At 57.6% G+C, this 21,819-nt stretch carries 6 protein-coding genes; 4 read left to right on the top strand and 2 right to left on the bottom strand.

The genetic code is table 11. The annotated features are described in order from the left end of the window. Positions 1 to 32: 32 nt before the first annotated feature. Both CKW07_RS10970 and CKW07_RS10965 read right to left on the bottom strand, forming a co-directional pair. Positions 33 to 497, bottom strand: a complete 465-nt coding sequence (locus CKW07_RS10970) for a multidrug transporter (RefSeq protein WP_095144918.1) — start codon at positions 495 to 497, stop codon at positions 33 to 35. Between the two features lie 117 nt (positions 498 to 614). Next, positions 615 to 5,417, bottom strand: a complete 4,803-nt coding sequence (locus CKW07_RS10965) for a hypothetical protein (RefSeq protein WP_141234446.1) — start codon at positions 5,415 to 5,417, stop codon at positions 615 to 617. A gap of 457 nt (positions 5,418 to 5,874) precedes the next feature. Between CKW07_RS10965 and CKW07_RS10960 the strand changes: the two genes are divergently transcribed. From CKW07_RS10960 to CKW07_RS10945, 4 genes are read left to right on the top strand one after another with little or no spacing between them, the layout of a single operon-like run. Continuing rightward, positions 5,875 to 9,456, top strand: a complete 3,582-nt coding sequence (locus CKW07_RS10960) for a Tc toxin subunit A (RefSeq protein WP_256577041.1) — start codon at positions 5,875 to 5,877, stop codon at positions 9,454 to 9,456. 9 nt (positions 9,457 to 9,465) lie between these two features. Beyond that, positions 9,466 to 14,352: a neuraminidase-like domain-containing protein gene (locus CKW07_RS10955; protein ID WP_095144915.1), complete on the top strand. Its 4,887-nt coding sequence runs from the start codon at positions 9,466 to 9,468 to the stop codon at positions 14,350 to 14,352. After that, the gene (locus tag CKW07_RS10950; RefSeq protein ID WP_095144914.1) at positions 14,349 to 18,965 is read left to right on the top strand and encodes a SpvB/TcaC N-terminal domain-containing protein; all 4,617 of its coding nucleotides are present in this window, start codon (positions 14,349 to 14,351) and stop codon (positions 18,963 to 18,965) included. Before CKW07_RS10955 ends, CKW07_RS10950 begins: the two co-directional genes overlap by 4 nt. Further along, on the top strand, positions 18,962 to 21,736 hold the full coding sequence (locus CKW07_RS10945) for an RHS repeat domain-containing protein (protein ID WP_256577040.1): 2,775 nt from the start codon (positions 18,962 to 18,964) through the stop codon (positions 21,734 to 21,736). Before CKW07_RS10950 ends, CKW07_RS10945 begins: the two co-directional genes overlap by 4 nt. Positions 21,737 to 21,819 lie beyond the last annotated feature (83 nt).

Genomic DNA, 21,819 nt, shown 5'->3' with positions numbered 1-21,819 from the left:
CGGTCCTTGTGCAGCGAGAGGAATTGGGGAAATCAGTCGGAGAAACTACCTTGCAAACGCTCGGCGCGAAACTCCAGGGTTTGCGGGCGATAGCCGGGACGCAGCGGTGGCATCGGTAAACAGTCTTCCCAGCTCGCGCCGGCCTGCAATTCGCCTGGGCCTCGGTAGCGTGGCGCGGTGTATTGGTTATCGGCCAGATTGACCGTATCGCCCGGCGCATAGGCGGCGATCCGCCAGCGCAGTTCGGTCAGCGGCACGTCGTTGCCGTTGTTCATTTTCAATTGCAGAGGACGATCTTCCGGGCACTGTTCAGGCGCGTACGCAATGCGCAACTCAAGACGCGCCAACTGCTTGACCTCGCGGTTGTCCATCCAGATTACCCAGGCTGCCACTACGCCCAATCCTATGGCAGCGGCCAGAGAGACGGGCAAGGCCTTGGCCGGATAGCGCAGTAACAGGACCAGCCAGGTGATGACCAGCAGGACGCCGATGAACATGACGCGAAACCTCGAGAAGGGAATGGTCATCCTACCCACGCGCAATCGATATTGGCCATGAAAAAACGCCCTTTTCTTGCGAAAAGGGCGTTGATTGTTTCAGAGCAGCAGCGCTTATCAGGCGGTACTTCCGTCATACCGGTTTAGAATGTTTAAATCCTTGGGGTCTTCTTTGTAATATTGGATGTAACACCAACCATCGCCTCCTGTAAAAGTTTCGATCGGAGGGGTATGGAGAGACAGGACCGTTACCGGTACACGCGCTGCTGGCCGCCCAGTAAAGGTGGACGTTGCACGAATACCATACCGCCAGTAACTGGCCGATCCTCCCCACTCCTGAGGTCCAAACTTTTCAGTTATTTTCACTTTGTTATGCCCCAGAGACATCGGCAGCTCTGAAGAGCTGAAGTCCCACTCCTGTACCTTTAACCGCACTGCAAAGTCGCCATTTTTGCTGCTGCTGACGCAATCCAGCGTCCAACTGACTCCCTCTGCCCCCATCATTTGAGGAGCGTCCGGCCCAGGGCTCACAATGACCCCGAGATCCGCGGCTTCCTGGGTCAATTCCAGTGTTACGTGCTTGCCGAGCAATGGACTGTCGCTTTTAGGCCGCACGGTAAAGGTATGCATCGCACCGAGGCAGGGATACGCCAGATCGCCTCCGAATACCCTGGGGAACGTATCAAAATCAAGGTCCAAGGCTTCAGCGAAGTCTCCAGACTCCACCCGTCCCGGCAACTGCCAGTCCGGCAGTGCAGGGCTGGTCAAATTCAATCCGAAAAAGCCACTGTCCTGCGCTTCGGAAAAAATCGACCAACGAACGGTTTTCCCTTCCTCTACCGGCTGCGGCGCTCCCAAGTCCGGAACACACTTCAGGTCCAATTCCGCCGCTCCCCACAGGTCATGCAGCGTGACACTGGAGCCAATCAACGGGCTGTCCCTGTTGACCCTGAGTTCCAGCTCATGGGGTTTTCCGCTCAACAGAACGAGATCGCCCTTGGCCAAATCAACCCGCTCACCGTCCAGATAAAGCTGAGCCTCCTGCCCCCAGGTATCGTGCGACAAGGCGGTCACCTCGAAGAGCTGCGTCATGAGGACACCCTGGTTAGCGCTGGTGATATCTGCCAGGACTTCGTGTTTGCCAGCGGTGTCAGGCGTATAGAGATAACGGGTCCAACCCTGCGGGTCGGTTTCGGTCGTCGCAATGACGTCCTGCTCCCCTCTGATGCGCCACTCAACCTTCACACCTTCGGCCACTTCACCGGTGTCGCCCGACCTGATCTGAACCCGCAACAGCACGCTCTGCTCTGTGCCCACCACGGGCTGGCCGAGTACCGGGCCGGCGTCGCCGACCCCGTAACGGGAATCGACTACGTTAAACGTACGGGGCTCCGTCCATTCAGAATGGTCACCGTCCTCCGTCTGCCTGGCTTGAATGCTGTACGTACCAAGGTTCCATCGCTCCGTGGCGCCCCAGCGCCACCTCTGCACGCCCGTGATGGTGGCAAACACTTCCTCTGGCTCATCCTCATGGCGCAGCTGAATCTGACCTCGAGTTTCACCACTGCCTGTGATCAAAGGTCTTCGTGAGATATCGTCGTGATTTTCTGGCGTTATGATCACGGGTGTTTTCGGCGGTTCTTTTACGATGAACGTATGGACCCCACTCCAGTCGGACTCGGGTCCACCACTCTTCTGTTTGACCTCAAGGTCATTCGAGCCGGGAGCCAAAGGCGTCACGACGGTGAACTCCAGAATCCCCTCAGCATCCGCAGGACCTGAATGCAACGTCTCGACTGAATCCTCAAGCCGTACGGTAATCTGCGCCAGGGGCAGACCTTTCACTCTGATAGTCGGACGCGTCGAAGTTCGGGTATAGGCCTGCGGCCGTTCGAATTGGGGCGCTTCGGGTTTATCCTCTTGCTCGACGGTGAAGGTGCATTCCTCGCTTGGATCGGACGCCACGCCGTTCACGGTTTGCACAACCTTGACCGTGTTGGTGCCTGGTGCCCATTCCTCTGTAGGGGTGAAGGTGCGGGTAGTCCCGGTGCCGCTGAAGTTTCCGGGGACCTTGGTGTCCGCCTCATTGAACATTTCCAAGGTGACGGTGCTGGAAGAGACGCCGGTAATGGTCAGTGCCTGGTTTGGTTCGGCCGGGTGGGATGGTTGAGTGATCGCGGGTTTCGCGGGTTTCACTGCAAACGTACACGGCACGCTTGGGTCGGACGGCATGCCGTTCACGGTTTGCACAACCTTGACCGTGTTGGTGCCTGGTGCCCATTCCTCAGTCGGGGTGAAGGTGCGGGTAGTCCCGGTGGTGCTGAAGGTGCCGGGGATCTTGGCACTCGCCGCATTGAACATCTCCAGGGTGACGGTGCCGGAAGAAACGCCGGTAATGGTCAGTATCTGATTTGCTGCGGTCGGGTTGGGTGGTGGGGTGATCGCCGGTTTGGGTGGTTTTACCGCAAACGTACACAGCTCGCTTGGGTCGGACGCCACTCCGCCTACGGTTTGCACAACCTTGACCGTGTTGGTGCCTGGTGCCCATTCCTCAGTCGGGGTGAAGGTGCGGGTAGTCCCGGTGGCGCTGAAAGTGCCAAGGACCTTGTCGCTCGCCTCATTGAACATATCCAAGGTGACGGTGCCAGAATAAACGCCGGTAATGGTCAGTATCTGATTTGCTGCGGTCGGGTTCGGTGGTGGGGTGATCGCCGGTTTGGGTGGTTTTACCGCAAACGTACACAGCTCGCTTGGGTCGGACGGCACGCCGCCTGCGTATTGCACAACCTTGACTGTGTTGGTGCCTGTCGCCCAGTTTGCAGTCGGGGTGAAGGTGCGGGTAGTCCCCGTGCCGCTGAAGTTGCCGGGTATCTGGAAGCTGTTCTTATTGAACATCACCAGGGTGACAGCGCCGGAATGAACACCCGTGATGGTCAGTTCCTGTTGCGCTGTGGCCGGGTTGGGTGGAGAGGAGATCGCCGGCTTGGGCGGTTGAACCCTGAAGTGGCGCACCACCGCGTCCGCCCCGGATGAATGCCCGTTCAGGGTCTGAACGGCATACATTCTGCATACCCCCGGGGGCAGGGGGGTGGTGACCCCCGTCCAGCTGCCGTCGGTCTGCACGCCCGTGGATAACACCTCATCCTCTCCGACCTTTAATGTCACCGTTGCTCCGACGAGCCCGGTACCCGTAGCGGTCGGCGTAGGGCCTGTGAGCTCCTCGTATGCAGGTTTGTCGATTACCGGATTGGGCAGTAATGCTACAAATGTGCATAACTCGCTTGGATCGGACGCCACGCCGTTCACGGTTTGCACAACCTTGACCATGTTGATGGGCGGTGCCCAGTTCGCAGTCGGCGTGAAGGTGCGGGTAGTCCCCGCAGTGCTGAAGTTGCCGACTACATCAGCGCCCATCTCATTGAGCATCTTCAGGGTGACGGTGCCGGAAGAAACGCCGGTAATGGTCAACACCTGTTTTGCTGCGGCCGGGTTGGGTGGTGGAGTGATCACAGGTTTCGGTGGTTTCGCGGTAAACGTACACAACTCGCTTGGATCGGACGCCACACCGCCCACGGTCTGGACAACCTTGATTGTGTTGGTGCCCGGTACCCAGTTTGCCGTCGGCGTGAAGCCGCGGGTAGTTCCGCCGATGCTGAAGTCGCCGGCTACATTCGCGTCCGCCTCAGTGAGTACTCTCAGGGTGACCGTGCCGGTAATAACGCCGGTAATAATCAATCCCTGTCTTGGTCCGGCCAGATTGGGTGGTCGAGAGATCGAAGGCTTGGGCGGTTTCGCGGTAAACGTACACAGCTCGCTCGGGTCGGACGCCACGCCGTTCACGGTTTGCACAACCTTGACCGTGTTGGTGCCTGGCGCCCAGTTCTCCGTCGGGGAGAAGGTACGGGTAGTCCCGGTGGTGCTGAAGTTGCCGGCTACATTAGCGCCCGCCTTATTGAGCATCTTCAGAGTGACTGTGCCGGTATAAACGCCGGTTATGGTCAGTACCTGTTTTGCTGTGGCCGGGTTGGGGGGAGGAGAGATCGCCGGCTTGGGCGGTTTCACTTCAAACGTTTCAACAGTTGCCCAGTCTGACGATTTTCCGCTGGTCTTCCCAATCTGTTTTGCAGTAATAAAGTATTTTTTGACGGGCCACGCTGTGGGGGAGGTAACCGTCCAGGTGCCATCCCTTTTCACATCCGTGGACAACTGAACACCGCCGCTGCCTCCTGACAGCCAGATTTCAAGTCTGGCGTCGGCTAATCCCCCCGATCCGCTAATGGTCGGTTTCATCGCGTTGACCGAGATAGATCCTATAACGGGTTTGAACAGCACGGCGGTAGGGACCGTGTCGGCCCAGTCGGACCAACGGTTATCTTTACTCTGTCGTGCAGTGAAGTTAAATGGATCGGCCATCCACAGATCCACCCGCAGCTCGGGGATGCGCCAGTGGCCGTTATTCTGCACGGGCGCCTGTCCAAGCAATACTGTGCCAACACCTGCCTGATAGAGTTGGACTTGTGCCCCAGGTACCCCTGTGCCCGACACCGCTGGACGCTTGCTCCAGATCACCGAATTTTTCGCGGGCGACAAAATGGTCGGCTTTGCCAACGGCATAGTAAGCCATGGTGTTTCAGTCCAATTGCTCCAGAATCCCTGGAATCGATAGTCACATCTCATTCGAAATTGCCCAGGTTTAATGTCTCCTGGAGCAATCCAGAAACTAATTCGATCACCGCTGCCATGCCAGTAGTGAGGATCGGAGCTGCCCCAGACCTGGAGCCTCCATGAGCTGGCACCTTGGATTCCAGACGGCGTCTGTGCATTGACATGAAAACCGGTAGTGGGAATTTCTCCAGGAAAGCTGATACGAGGTCCAGGATTAAGCAGCGTGGAATACTCGTCGTTATTGTCGTCAATCATGTTATTCGCGCTCCATGTTACCCAGGGCCATCGCCCGGGTTTGTCCTAAAGCGACTTTTAACCTCTTTTTCAACGGTTGGAAACCTATCAGATATGACAGTTAGTGCGTGCGGTTAATCGTCGATTTTTCCGACAGGTGTGCTGACTAAAATGCCTTGCGCCGCTTGCTTGCGTCAGAAAATTTCCGCTTGAGCGTCTTGTTTATCGTAACCGCTGGCGGTAGTTACACCATGGTGCTTAAGGCGCAAGTGCATCCGCAGAGACATTGCGGACCCTCCTGAAAAAAGCAAAGAAATAGAAATAATTAGTGTTAATGAAAGTCTTTTAACCTGTCACTTTTGATAGGTTACACCTCCCCGCTTTATCGCTAGCTTTATCCTGCACGGGCACTCCAGCAAGAGGCCCCCTTTTATTTGGCAGGAGCTCCATTGATATGGAAGTCGAAAGCAACTCACTCATGAATGCGCTCGTACCGAGCGACGTTTCACCGAAAAAAGGTCGGGTCGATTTCGATACGGCCATGCAGAAAATGAGGTTCACCTCGGTTTTTGACATCATTCGCTTGCCCAAACCCGCTTTTGCCCGGCAGCTCGGCACGCACAGCGATGCCAACGCTGACCTGGCCTACGACAATGCCATGGCGTACGCGGCGCAGATTGCGCGTTTGTACCGCGAGTACAAAACCTCATCCGGCACATTCCAGCCATTGGCCCAGCGTAATGGCGTTCGCTCCCTTGTGTCGTTGGGGCCGACTTTTCCTAATCTGTTCAAGGAAAACTGGGACGAGTTCTGCAAGGTCGGGGCGATTGCCGCCATCGACTCACCGGTGGCCTACCTCAGCGCGCTGCGGGTGTTTATCCAGCAACTGGAAGCCACGGGCTCTGATCCCAATCGCATCTTGTTGGATAAACGCCGCCCTGACCTGAAGGATCTGCTGATCAACCACGACAGCACCTTCACCCCCAGGCCGATGCTGGAAATCGTCAACGATGTGCTGAGCCGTAATGTGCGCACTTATCTGGATGGGGTTCCGGCGGACAAGCCGAAGGCCATTAATCAGGTACTGGCTGATCGTCGCTACCCGTTCGAGTTGCCCTACAACTTCTATCACCATCAATGCCAGTTAGGGTTATCCGCGGACAAGCCGAGGCTGGGGGAGTTGAATTACCGGGCGAGTCTGTTGTTGCCGGTCGAACAGGCTGCGACGAACCACTATGGCGAAGTGCAAAAGCCGGTGCTGCAAGCGCAACGGTTGTTGTCGGGGTTGAGTCCACAGCAACAGGCATTGCTGATCGAGCCGCCAGTTTTCAGCAACTTTTATTTGACTCGAGATGATTTGATCAAAGGCTGGAAGAGCGCCGGCAGTACTTATCTCTGCCCTCACGCGCCATTGGGAACCTGTTTTTTGCTGCCGTTACAGCAAGCAGACATTGGTACTGTTAACCCCGCGGCAGATATTCCTGGCTCAGCAAGTGCAACGACAAACCTTGCGCCCGTGACCTTTCGTAAGGTGGGGCAAACCAAGACCGAAACCGTGACTCTGAGACTGAACTCCGCTACACCTACCAACACCCACAAATGGCGGCTTAATGGGTTGCACCCTGCATCAGGGTTGACCACTACCTCGTCCATCCAAGCCAATGCGGCGCTCCCCGAGCCCACCGAAGAAGGTTATACCGCCACATTCAATCTGATCACCGCCACCAGAGTCGGTAGCGCAACGTCGAGACTGGCCAAACAAACCTTCACCCTCACCCTGGATGAGCAGTACACCCTGACGCCAACGGACAAGGCCTTCTTCAAACGGTCTTACGGCGTCGAAATATCAGACGGCTCGCCGCTATGGCACATGGCGGACCTGAACGACTTCATGCAGCACACCGGCCTGCACGCCGAACAGGTCGAAATGCTCCTCTGCCAACGCACGTACGCGGTGCGATTGTCGCCCAACTGTCCCAGTAAAAACCTGCAACATGCCGGTGTGACAGTTCCGGGCGTTACCGGCAAGGTGTTGCCGTTTCCCCACGCGTCCCACTACGGCGCCTGTTACGTCAACGGCACCGGTACGGGGTCGGACCTGTACGACAGTCAGGTAGTACCGACTCCCGAGTCGATCATCCGTGATCAATTCGATAATTCCATGGGGCTGGAGCAGGTCGAACTGGGCGATACAAAATACTGGCACCTGACCAAAACCTCGCTCGATCGCTTTGATCGGCTGCAACGCATGGTCCGCCTGCAGCGCTGGACCGGCATTCCCTTTGCGAAACTGGACACCCTGATCATCTGTGCGATCCGCGCCGAGGGCGAAGCCAACCTGGGCATGGAACTCAATGAAAACACCTTGCGCGCGTTGGGGGTCTATCGCCACCTGAACCAGCGCCATGGTATCGATGCGCAAGAGTTCGCGGCGCTGATGCACGACCTCACGCCCTATGCCAGTGGCAAGGATGAGATGCCGTTGTTCGATCAGGTGTTCAACCGAATACAACTGTTCGACACGCCCCTGATTCTCGATCAAACGCCGATCAACTTGACGGCCACTGATCCCGCCACGCAGAAAACCCTGCTGCAACTGTGTGCCGGACTCGGTCTGCAACCGACTGAAGAGTCCTTGCTGTTGATTGCCAGACAGACCGTAACACACGTGAAAGTACTCAAGCGTGACCTGCCCACCGTCTCGTCGATCTACCGCCAGGCCCGGATCGCGCAACTCTTCGGTCTTTCGGTCGCCGACCTGCTGACACTGGCGGGCTTGCTCGGTGGCCTGGGCTACAAACGTGCGCTGGCCAGCGGTCAGTTAAGCCCCCGAACAGCTGCTGGAACTCCGGACATCCTCGATGTGCTGATGCAACTGGACTGGGCTGTCGACTGGCTCAAGGAGAGCCAGCAGACCGTCACGCAATTGCAGCAGCGGTTAGGGCCCAATGTGCCCTTGAAAGCTGCCGCAGGCATTGATAGGGCGCCGTCGATCGCTGCGTATGAATACCCACCGCTGTCTGATGTCCTGTTGACGCGCCTGAGCAAATTGCATGACGACACTAAACGTAGTGTGGTGACCGAGGAGCAGGTGGCGGCCCTTGGCCTGCCGGCTGAAACGGATATGCCAGGCACCCCGACCAAGCTTGTTTGGTTCGCGATCCTCAGAGGCGCACTGATCGACAGCAACGGACTGCTACTGGGGCTCGACGATGAGCTGACACGGGTCGATGAGGCACCTGTCTGGATCAGGGAGGAGGTAAAAAAACTGCTCGAACCGATCAAGCTCACATCGCCGGTGAAAGACGTGTGTGAAGAAAAGCTCGTCGAGTTGCTGCTCGGCGCCCACGACACGCAAGCGCAAGTGTTCGAAGTGCTGTTTCAGGAAACCGCCAAACTCTCGCCCGAGCTTACCGCCGCGGTCATTCACTGGGCGGGTGCCTCGTTCTACAGTCTTCTTGTGGAGACGCTCGAGGAGGAGGTCAGCCACGGGCTGATCGAGCATTTCCAGCGTGTATCGCAGCATGCCGAAATAGTCATCAACCTGCGTTTGAGCAACAGCGCATTGCGCCTGTTCCTGATCAACCCTCAGTGGCTGGGGGGGGATCAATACCCTGGAAGCAGTAGCGAACCCACGCTTGCCGAGCTCTACCTGTTGGAGCGCTTCAGCCATTGGCTCCACGACCAGCGCCAATCGGAAGACACTCTGTTGAGCTATTTCAGCCTCGCCAACCCGATCACGTCGAAATTGAAAAACAAGGCCCTGCGCCAGATCGCCAATGAGACGGCCAATAGTGCTTTGGCCCTGCTCCTGGAATGGCCTGAAGAAGAAATCGCGGTCTTGACCGACACCTTGCCCGAAAAGCGCGCCCGTTCGATGGCGCAAGTGGACTGGATACGTCGTTGCCAAGCGACCTGCCGGGCCAGCGGACTTTCTGCCAAGGCGCTGTTGCAAGCCACCGAACTGAATGACCAAAGCACGCTGGATGCCTGGAAAACGGTCGGTGACTCGGCCATGGCCACCCATCCTCGCGCTGACTTATTACCTGTGAATGGTTAAGGACTGATCATGACAACTGCCTTCGACGCTCCACTCAACGAGTCTTTGCGCGATGCGATGCTCGCCCTGTATTTGCACGAAGCCGTGCCCAACGATGCCTACCTGATTGAGCAGGAGTTGACCCACCGGATCAAGACCGCCGACGACCTCTATGAGTTCTGGTTGCTGGACGTGCTGGTCAGCCAGAATGTGCCCACCAGCCCGGTGGCCTGCGCCATTGCCAGCCTGCAGCAGCTGGTCAACAGCATGATGCTGAATATGGAGCCCGGTTACCACGACGACAGTCTCACGCCCGCGCAGGCCAAAGCCTGGCGCGACGGCCTGAACCGTTACCCGATCTGGGCGGCGATCCAGCAGTTGCACTACTTCCCGGACATTTATCTGGACCCGACCCTGCGCCTGACCAAGACCGACAGCTTCGAACAGCTGGAAAACGACATCAACCAGGCGCAGATCCAGCCGGATACGGTGCAGGCGGCGGTGTTGGCTTACCTCGCACGCTTCGAGGAAATCGCCAATCTGAAGGTCTGTAACGGCTACATCGACGGAGAGGACTTCGCCAACAGTACGTATTACTTCATCGGTAAATCACCTGCCGAAAACGCCTATTACTGGCGCTCGCTGGATATGTCTCAACGCCCGGTGAAAACGCCTGCGAAAGGATCCGATATTATCGCGCCCAAGTTCGACAAGCCTTTGCCCAATGCCTGGTCGGACTGGAAAAAAGCCAACGTGCCGATTTCGGAAAAGGCCCTGGAGCATACGATTCGTCCGTGCTGGTTCAACAACCGTTTGTTCGTGATCTGGGCCGAGGTAGAGTTCCAGGATTCGGACGCGATCGTATCCCCAGACGATGGGAAAGCGGACACAACCATCAAGGTGTACCCGCGGTTCCGTTTATACGCCAGCTACAAGAAATACGATGACAGTTGGAGCACGCCACGGGTCTACATCGACAGTTATTGCCAGACTGACGCACTGATCAAGAAGACGCCCGAGGTCGTTAAAGAGCAAACCCAGACCATCGCGGTCTACGACCACTCGACATCACCCGAGTCGATGGTGTTGATGTTGTATTCCAACTACCAAGCCGACACATCAGATGAACCGGATGAGACTGGCAATAGAGACGGATACGACTTTCTCAGAACCGTGCGAATCGACAAGAACTTCAATGTGACGTCGCTGTTTCCGGCCGAAGGTGTTGTACCCCCTCCTACAGCAGGCACGATGGCTCTCGCTCCAGAAGATGAAGACAAGAGCAAGGGACATGTGCAACTGATTGGCCACATTTTCGCCAATACCGACAAGAACGCTGGCCGGCTTCAATACTGGCTTCCTACCACCACACCTGTATTCGGTAGCGTTACCCACCACACGCCGAACGAAGAGAAAGACACTTGGGACTTCCGCCGTTGGCAGTCGCGGATTCAGACGAGCACAAAAGATGTCGATCTCGTTTACAACCGGACACGCTCGAATATCGAACTGACCGTCAGGTTGGATGAAGGTTTTCCGGACGTCCATATCATGGAATTGTCCATCTATGATCGTGAGCATACAACGAAACTTTTCAAGGTGACCCTGGTATTCCGTGAGACGGATAAGCACCATGACTGGGTCGATTTGCTTGACGGCTCAACGATAGAGCCTGTCGGCACCGACTACATGAATGTGGACAATGGTGCGTATTGCTTTAAAGGCTATCCGGACATCCTCAGAAGTTTGATTGCAGACCATGGCAAGCCCACTGAATTTTCAGTGCCTAAAACCATGAGGGGAGAGTCCGCAAGTCTGAAGGGGAAACTATCAAATAGAAAAATTCTCTATGCGATTCTTGCGGGTGGTACGGCTCATTCTCCCGTGATTTTTACAACATTCTGGCGGTCTGCTAATGGCACAAATGAGTTGCCAATTAGTCCCCGCCTTGATCGCACTATCGGCGGTAATTACGGCTACCAGTTAGTTGTACTGCATCCATCGGACGTCCAGAACGATACGGAGCCTGCAAAACTCGAAGGTATGCGCCCGTTGTCTCAAACAGGCATCGTTACCAGTTTACCCAAGGATTCAATGCTTTTAACTTCATTCTCGATCGACCAGACCACTCACCAGCCCGATGGTTGGCCGGTGACGTGGCCCGTTGACCCCAAAGACGTCAAAATCCCGCTTATTTATGGCGTGTTGGTCTATGAGAGGCACATTTTTACAGGTTGGACGCTCAAGGGCGGCGCCCTGAAAGCGCTGACCGTTGGCTGGGGCGAGGCACTTGCAGGGACGCCGCAAATTGCCCCTAGCATCGACAGGGTGGACGATCCAGCCCTGGGAGATAGCCCGTCACTGGGCAAAGCCCAGTTCATTGACTTTACGGGTTCAAGCATCGAACTGAGCGAGGGATGCTCCACTGCAATGGCATTACGGGCACCGATCCGCATGAATACCGTTTTTGCCAGGCAATTGATCAATCGTGCCGAATCCGGCATGGAATCGCTGCTGAGCTGGGACTCCCAGCAGATGAAAGAACCGCCCATTCCCAACGGCCTCGGCGCGCAGCCCATGGATTTCTCGGGCGCCTACTCCCTGTATTTTCTCGAACTGTTCCTGTACCTGCCCTGGCTGGTGGCTCACCGCTTGAACGAAGAGCAGCAGTACGACGAAGCCAAGCACTGGTTGTCGTATGTCTTCGACCCCTCACGCCAAAGCAGCGCCCCGGGACATCCCGGCTACTGGCAGGCCGTGCCGCTGGAAGAGCCCGTCTGGCCCGGCCCGGCAGACCCCAGTCAGGCCATGTTGCATCCGGACGACCCGCACCAGATTGCTCTCAGTTTCCCGGTGCACTTTCGCAAGGCCTTGTATGGGCTCTATATCGATATCGAGGGCAACCAGGCTGACCAGGCCTATCGGGAATTGACGCCGGATGGGCTGGCAGAGGCCAAGCTGCGTTACGTGCATATTCTGGATCTGCTGGGCAGGCGCCCGGATGTCCGGCAAGTCGACGACTGGACGCCGATCAGCCTGGGCGAGCTGAGCACCGCGAAAAATAAGGATCTGCGCGCGTTCGAGCAGCAGTTGATCGCGGCGCAACAGGACCGTCGGCAACAGCCTCCGCTGTGCATTGGCAAGGCCCCGGCCTCGGAGGACGCACCGCTATTGTGTATTCGGCCCTACGCCGAGGATCCGTCCTTGCCGGGCGTCGATAACCCCCATTTGCGGCGTCCCTTCAACCCCGAACTGATTCAGCGCTGGGAACGGGCCGAAAGCCGCCTGTACAACCTGCGGCATCATCTCGACATAGCGGGCAACGCCTTGAACCTGCCCTTGTTCGCCGCACCGCTGGACCCTCGCGCGCTGCTCGCGGCCTGGGGCCAAGGCTTGTCCGGTGCCGCCCTCAGCCGCTTGCTGAGCCCGCAGATTCCCCATTATCGCTTCAACTTCATGTTCGCCCTTGCGCAGAATGCGGTGGACAGCGTGATCCAGTTCGGCTCGACCCTGTTGTCGTTGATCGAACGCAAAGAGCAGGCGCAGTACCTGGAGTTGCAACAGCAGCAGGCCTGGAATCTTGCGAAGGTGGCTGTGGACATACAAAGACAGGCGATGGAGATCGACAACAAAAATAGGGATGCCCTGCTGGCCAGCCAAGCCGTCATTGCCGGACGGGTCGATCACTATGAGATGTTGGTGAACGATGGTGTGAGCGGCTGGGAAGTCGCAGCGGGGGCCGCTGTCTATCTGGGGGGCTTGGCCCAAACCGGGGCCTCCCTGGTGCAAATGGTCGCCGAAAACGTAAAAACCGCACCGAACATCGTAGGCTTTTCAGTGGGGGGGCAACGCCTTGAAGGCCCCGCCTATTCCGTCATGGCCGGGCTTCATGCGACGTCGACAGCGTTTTACACCGATGCTCAGGTCATGGATCGTGTCGAAAGTCTACGCCGCCGCGCTCAGGAATGGACCCATGCCCGAGACCAGGCAAAACTTGAAGCCGAGCAAATCAAGGCACAACTTGCCGTCTTCGATGAGCAACACAAAGCCACCCAACTGCAATTGCGCCAGGCGCAAACCGCCTTGGAGCAGGCCAAGGCCACCCATGACTTCCTGCTGAGCAGCAACCGCTTCAGCAAATCCCAGACCTATGACTGGCTCAACAGCAAGTTCGCCAGTTTCTACTACAGCGCCTACAACACCGCTCAATCGCTATGCCAGGCGGCCGAAGCCTGCTGGCAGTACGAAATGGGCGATTTCACTCAGACCTTTATCCGTCCCGGGGCGTGGAACAGCAGCTACCGCGGCCTTGGTGCCGGGGAAGAACTGAAAATGAGCCTGTTGCAGATGCACCGTGAGTATTTGAAAAACAATAAGCGCGATCTGGAAATTCGCAAAACCGTGTCGCTCAAGTCGCTGTTGGCCAAGGATCCAGGTTCAAAAACCAACAAAGACTGGGCGGGTATTCAAGACGATCTGAAGAACAATGGCAGCTGCCAATTTGAGCTGACGCAACAAATGTTCGACGACGATTACAAGGGTCAGAATCACTACCTGCGACGAATCAAAACCATCAGCGTGACGCTGCCTGTCACCGTCGGTCCCTATCAAGATATCTGCGCGGTCCTGAGTCAGAGCTACAGCAAGGTTGAAATGTCGTCCACCGCCGGCCAAGCAGTCAAAGAAAATCTGAGAGCGAGCCAGCAGATTGCGCTCTCTCACGGCGTCGATGACAACGGCCAGTTTCAGCTCAACTTCCAGGATGAACGTTACCTGCCGTTCGAATACACCGGTGCCATATCACGCTGGAGCCTGACCTTCCCCAATCCTGAAGCCCAGGAGGCCATGCTCAACTCCCTCACCGACATCATCGTGCATGTGAGTTATACGGCCAGACGTGAGGGCGGTTCGCTATGAATGAACAACAGCAACCTTTGATGCAAGTCAATCCCCCCTCCCTGCCCAAAGGCGGCGGCGCCATCCAAAGCATCGGCAAGGGGTGGGGCGCGGTGGGCACCAACGGTGCGGCATCGCTGGAGTTGCCCTTGCCGATTTCCCCCGGCCGCGGCTTTGCCCCGGCACTGGGGCTGGGCTACAGCAGCGATGTGGGCAACAGCCCGTTCGGAATCGGCTGGCGGATGACGGCCAATGCCATCACCCTGCGCACCACCAAGGGGGTGCCAACCTATGACGGCAGCGACCAGGTGGTGGGACCTGGCGGTGACGTGTGGATGCCCGAGCGCACTAAAGATGGCTCGCTGATTTCCCGAACCGAAACCACCTACAACGGCAGGCCACTGGGAAGCGAGCACAAGGTGGTGCGCCACTGGCCGCGGGTCGAGGGCGAGTTTGCGCTGATCGAGCATTGGTCCACCACAACCGACACCGCGGGGTTTTGGCTGATTCACGGGGCCGATGGCAGCCTGCACCTCTACGGCAAAACCGAAGATTCGCGCCGGGCCGACCCGACTCGCCTGGAGCATGTCGGCGTCTGGATGATCGACGAAAGCCTCAACACCCGAGGCGAGCACATTGTCTACGAGTACAAGCCGGAAGTGGACGCCCCCGCGCCGCCGCAGTTTCGCGACTTCCGCGCGCAGCGCTATCTCAAGCGCGTGTGTTACGGCAATGAAAAGGCCCATCCGCACCTGTACGCCTGGGACGCCGACAGCTGGAAACAGGAACAATGGCACTTTCATCTGGTGTTCGATTATGGCGAGCGCAGTACGCAGCTTGAGACCGCGCCCACCTTTGATGGAACGCAAACATGGCCTGAGCGCAGCGACCCGTTCTGGAACTACAGCTACGGGTTCGAACTGGGCACTCGGCGCCTGTGTCGGCAAGTGCTGATGTTTCATCACTTCCCCAAAGAGTTGGGGGCCGCACCGGTGCTGGTCCAGCGTCTGTTGCTGGAGCACCGACCTAGTCCGTTGGGCTACAACCACCTGACGGCCGCGCACGTCCAGGCCTATGACAGCCTGGGCCAGGTCGAAAGCCGACCGCCGATGGAGTTCAGCTACAACGCTTTCGATCTCGACCCGCGGCATCAGGGGTTCACGCCGCTCCCGGACATGCCCAGGCTCAACGACGGGCAGCGTTATCAACTGGTTGACCTGTACGGCGAAGGCCTGCCAGGGGTGCTGTGTCGCTATGACAAGGCCTGGTACTACCGGGAGCCGTTGCGTAGCGCGGAGGGTGGCGACGGAGTCGATTACAGCAACTGGAAACGGCTGGAGCACATTCCGGTGGCCGACAGTAGCAAGCCGATCCACCAGTCGCTCACCGATCTGACCGGCGATGGCAAGCTGGACTGGGTGGTCGCCCGACCGGGGATGAGCGGTTTTTTCACCCTCGATCCGGACCGCAACTGGTCCAGTTTCGTGACCTTCGATGCTTTCCCCAGCGAGTTCTTCCACCCCATGGCGCGCATGGCCGACCTGGTGGGTGACGGCCTGAGCGACATGGCGCTGATCGGCACCCGCAGCGTACGCCTGTACGCCAACCGTCGCGAGGCAGGGTTTGCCGACGGCATCGATGTGCCTCGCCGGGATAAAACCGTCGAGGAGGATGACGATGACCTGCCGCTGCTGAGCAACACGCCGACCGAACTGGTGGCCTTCGCCGATGTGCTCGGCAGCGGCCAGCAGCATCTCGTGCGCATCCGTCACAACGAAGTCAAATGTTGGCCGAACTTGGGCCATGGGCGTTTTGGCAAAGGCTTCGTGCTGTGTGCCTTGCCGTTTACTTATGCCGAATTCAATGCTTCACAGGTGCTGCTGGCTGATCTCGACGGCTCGGGCGCGGCCGATCTGATCTATCTGGAGCCCGATCACTTTCGGGTTTTCATGAACCATGCCGGTAACGGCTATAAACCGGCACCTGTTGAAATACAGCCTTGGCCCGACGGTGTGCGCTACGACTCACTCTGCCAGGTCAGCACCGCTGACTTGCAAGGGTTGGGCTGCTCCAGCCTGATTGTGACGGTGCCGCACATGGAGCCACGACACTGGCGCTATGATTTCGTCAAGGCCAAGCCCTATCTGGTCAACGGAACCTGCAACAACATGGGCGCCAGCAGCGGCGTGAGCTACCGCAGCTCGGCGCAGGAGTGGCTGGACGAGAAGCAGGAGCAGCACCTTGCCGGGGTCGAAAACCCGGTCTCCCATCTGCCGTTTGCCATGCACCTGGTGAGCCAGCAAACCCAGCTCGATGAAATCACGGGCAACCGACTGGCCCAGGGTTTTACTTACCGTGGTGGTTATTACGACCGCTTCGAACGAGAATTTCGAGGCTTTCGCCTGCTGATGCAGACCGACACCGAAGCCACGCTTGCCGAACGCGCAAGCGCCGGTTTCACCGCGCCGATCCTGAGCAAGACCTGGTTCCATACGGGCGAGGCCATCGACGTGTCGAGGGAGGGGTATTACAACCGCGATCCGTTGGCCGTTGACCTGAAGTTCACCCTGCTGCAGAACTACCACTTCAACGACCGCGCGGCGCAACCGCTCACCCTTCCTGACGAAGAAACGGTGCGTGAAATTGCTCGCAGCCTGAGCGGCAGGGTCGTGCGCTCGGAGGTCTACGCGGCGGACGACGATCCGACCACCGCCGTTCCCTATGTCGTACAAGAGAACCGCTATCTGGTAAGGGTGCTGCGCCCCAAAGGCAAGCATCAGCCTTACGCGGTACTTCAGCCCATGGACCTGGAGTCAATCAGTTACCACTATGAACCGCAGATCCCGGACGATCCGTTATGTCAGCACAGCCTCAACCTTGAGTGGGATGAATATGGCAGCGTCGTCCATGGGGTCACTGTGTACTACGCCCGCCGCAAAACCGTCGACGATACACCGCCCTTCAGTGACGAGTATCACAAGACCTGGTGGAAAGACGCCCATGATTCGGCTCAACAGTGTTGGTACCTGACGCAGACCAAGGCGCGGCATATCCACCTGCCGGATCCCCGCGCCTGGCGTCTCGGCCTGCCTTATCAACAGCGCAGCAATGCACTGGTACTGGAAAAGACGGCGTTGCGTCCCGACACGATCAACCATGAACACTTCCTTGAACAGAGCCAGGACGATGGCGAATGGGCGAAACAATCGGTGCTGACCGGCTTGTCTTTGCAACACTACGCGGACCCTGTCAGCGGTCAAACCCTGGCACCGGGAAACGCGACCTTCGAAGGGTTATCCGCCTATGTGGAAACGGCGGAATTGGATGAGGTCGCCCTGAGCGCTTACGACAAGCTCAAGGACGAGCAAGGCAATATGCCCTTCAACCTGAAAGAAAAACTCGAATCGCCCGAAGTCGGTTACCACATCATGGAACTGTTCTTGCCCGAGGGGAAAAAGGAACCGATCACTGACCCGGAGGACGCGAAAAACTATTTGTGGTCCGTGCGCAAGGGCTTCCCCACTTACCATAAACTGGACGGCTTTTATAACGTCCAGATGTACCGGGAGACTCAAAGCCACGGCGTTACCCAGGTCACCTACGACGACTACTGGTGCGTCATCAGAGCCGTCACATTGCCGGACGGTTGTACCACCCGCAGCCTTGGCATCGATTACCGCTCCTTCCTGCCGGCGGCCATCGAGGATGCCAATAGGAATATTCAGGAAGCCCGTTACAGTGCGTTCGGTGAGCCGCTGGTCACCAGTTTTCACGGTACCGAACTGGGAGTGCCCGTGGGTTTCGATCCTCTGGAGACCTACGTACCCCCTTCAGATCGCGATCCTGCTATCGCCATTGCCGATCCGAAAAAAGCCATCGGCCATTTCGCCAGCGCCGGTTTTTGGGACACCTTCTGCTGGATGGGCCGGGTTTCCCGGACGTCACCGCCGTCACCTGAGTGGCGGAGCTGGGCCAGAGCCGAAGGTTTTGTACTGCCCAGCGGGCATCTCTGTCACCGGGCCCGGCAACACCTTGAAGGTTTGGAAAACCCCGACGCGAACGAGCAGATCCTCAAAGCGCAGATTGACGCTGCGCACCGTGAGCCGGTGTACTCCGTCGGCCTGTTGGCCGACCGCTACCCCGGCGATGCACAGATGCAAGTCCGGGTGAGCATCGCGTGTCTGGACGGTTTCGGCCGGGCGCTGCAAACCAAGCAGGAAGTCGAACCGGGCAAGTCCTGGCGGGTCGATGAAAACGGTGAATTGATCCTCAAGCCCGACGGTACACCGGAGGAAGCAGAGGTGCCGCGCCGCTGGCGGGTCAGTGAGCCGGTCGAGTACAACAACAAGGGCGAGAGGGTGCGGATCTATCGGCCGTACTTCGCCGACCAACCGCGCTACATCAATGATCGGTCGATGCGCCAGCACGCTTTTCACGACCAGCAGTTTTATGACGCGGCAGGCCGCCCGGCCGAGACGGTGCTGGCGAAAAAAATGTTGCAAGGCGACCCGCCGCAACTAAAACCGTTACGCCGGGAACAGCAATACCGCACCTGGTACAACATCGCCTTCGATGAGAACGATTTGTTTGAGCCGCCACCCGCGCAACGGCGAACTATGAGGACACTCCATTGAATACGGACATTCATTCACATACCCCACAGCTGGCGGTCATCGACAGCCGTGGTTTGCCGGTGCGTCAGATTGCCTACTGGCGGCAGGATGCCGGCGAACTCATCACCCAGGCGCGGGTCAACCGCACAGTCTTCGACCCTGCGGGTCGGGCGATTGCGCAGTGGGATCCACGGCTGTTTCAGGATACTTCGGCCCCGGCCAATCTGAGCACCCTCCACGGGTTGTCCGGTGTTGAATTGTGTACCCGCAGCGTCGATGCCGGTTGGCGGGTCAATCTGTTGGGCGAGGCCGGTGCGCCGATGCAAAGTTGGGACGGTCGGGGCTCGCGGCGCAGCTGGGAGTATGACGATCAATTGCGGCCTTTGGCGGTGTTTGAGCAAGCGGCCGTTGGCGAGGCCTTTTGTACAGAACGTATGGTTTACGGCGTGGGCAGTCAGGCCTTTGCCGACCACAACCAGTGCGGCCAATTGATCCGTCACGATGATCCGGCCGGGACGTGTCATTTCAGTGAGTTCGGTTTAACGGGTGCTTTGCTTGATCAGCAACAGCACTTCCTGCAAGCGCTGGACTCGCCCGACTGGCCTTTGCCCGTCAATGAGCGCGATGCCTTGCTTGAGCCAGGTGCGGGCGCTCACAGCGCTTTTCACTTCAATCCGCTGGGTGAGTTGCTGGAGCAGACCGATGCCCAAGGCAATCGTCAGCGTTTCAACCAGACCGTTGACGGCCAACTGCGCGACGCCTGGCTGCACCTCAACCATGCGCCGCAAGCCCAGCGGCTGGTCAGTGGCATGGACTACAACGCACAAGGTCAGATCGAGCGGCAAGCCGCTGGCAACGGTGTGATCAGCCAGTGGGATTACTGCACGAAGGATGGTCGATTGGTTCGTCTGCATGCCAAGCGGGCCAACGGTGAGCCCTTGCAGGATTTGAACTACGGTTATGACCCAGTGGGTAATATCCTGAGCATTGAGGACAAGGCCCTGCCGGTTCGGTACTTTGCGAATCAGCGAATCGAGCCGATCAACCGCTACGGCTATGACAGTCTTTACCAACTGATCGAGGCGACGGGTTGGGAAGCGGGGAGTGCCAACAAGGGCCCCTCATCCATCGAAGACCCCCAGGCCGTGGCCAACTACCGCCAAATCTATCGTTACGATGCCGGTGGCAACTTGCTGGAACTGATCCACCACGGGCCGCAGCAACATGGGCGACGGCTTACCGCCGCGAAACACAGCAACCGCTGTCTGCCTGAGCGCAATGGTCTCCCGCCGACCGAAGCGGAAATAGCCGCGGGATTTGACGACAACGGTAACTTGCAGGCCTTGGAGCCGGGTCGAATACTGAGTTGGGATACGCGCAATCAACTCCATCATGTGAGTCCAGTAGAGCGGGCATCGGAACTCAACGATACCGAGCGTTACATCTACGGCGCTGACGGCATGCGCCAACGCAAGGTGCGCTCGACGCAAACCAGTGCACGCACAGTCATCAGTGAAACCCGCTACTTGCCGGGACTTGAAGTGCGCAATATCGAGGGTGAGGTTCTGCATGTCATCACGGCCCAGGCCGGCGGTGCGACGGTGCAAGTGTTGCACTGGGAAACGCGGGTGCCCAAGCATCTTGGTAATGACCCCTATCGCTACAGCCTGGCTGATCACCTGGGTTCTTGTGCACTGGAGTTGGACAGCGAGGCCAAGATCATCAGCCGGGAAATTTATCATCCCTATGGCAGTACGGCGTTCAGTGACCAGGGAGACTCAAGCGAGGAGAGTTATCGCACGTTGCGTTACTCGGGCAAGGAGAGGGATGCGACGGGGCTGTATTACTATGGGTTCAGGTATTACGTGCCATGGTTACAACGCTGGGGGAGTGCAGACCCTGCTGGAGATATCGATGGCTTGAATTACTACCGGATGGTCAGAAACAACCCTATAAATCTGATCGACCATGAAGGTCTTGCGCCCAAAAGAAAAGGTAAGCATGACTCCTCGGACTCCTCGGACTCCTCGGACTCCTCGGACTCCTCGGACTCCTCGGACTCCGAGGGCCCCTCGGGGCCCAAGAAGTTCAAAACCGAAAGTAGGGCAGGGCTTTTTACCAAAGTGTCAGGGGGATCGCCCAGGGTCAGAAACAAACATATAGAGTCAGAGGGTGAGTCAGAAAGTGAAGATCCGGATATTCTTTACCGAACGTTAAGGGCAAATGAGCCGGCGCCAGAGGTTAAGGGGCTTGAGCCGCCAGCGGGTCACGATAAAACAATTACTGCGTACACTCATGTTGCCCATGGATCGAGAAGCCGAAAAAAGTCCCCATGGATCTCTGCATCACGGTCGTTAAAGGTCGCAGGAGCATGGGCCGCCGAGGAAGGTTTACGGGTTGTGAAATTTTCAATTTTAGATACTTCGGCCACCACGTTTGATTTGACGACCGAGTCGGGGAGGCAGGATATGTTGGCTGCTCATAGAGCTAAGACAAAGGAGTCACTGACTGAAAAACAAGCGGCCAAGGCTTTGAATTTTGCCAAGGGATCTCAGGAAGTAGTTGTTAAGTCACATGTTCGACCATCAAGGATTCTTGAGGTTTATGAGGCAAGAAATATTGACGAAGCCGAGTACATAGCTTTAAAGGGCGATTCGTCAAGGCCGGAGGGTGAAAAGCACTTCAAGACAAGAGCGAGGGTTACCTATAAGGACGTTCCACAAAAGATGATCCGATGGACGAAGCCCAAACCCGTGCTATTGACTCGGACTTATACTCGCCCCGGGAGTTAGGGGGGTGAAGTAGTCACCGATGTTTTGATCCCCCTTCATTGGGCGCTCAAAAAATCGGTGACCTGACAAAAAACAGTTATAGG

Origin of the sequence: Pseudomonas sp. Irchel s3b6 (assembly GCF_900187415.1) — a bacterium.
GTDB lineage: Bacteria > Pseudomonadota > Gammaproteobacteria > Pseudomonadales > Pseudomonadaceae > Aquipseudomonas.
This window is presented reverse-complemented; position numbering and strand designations above follow the sequence as displayed.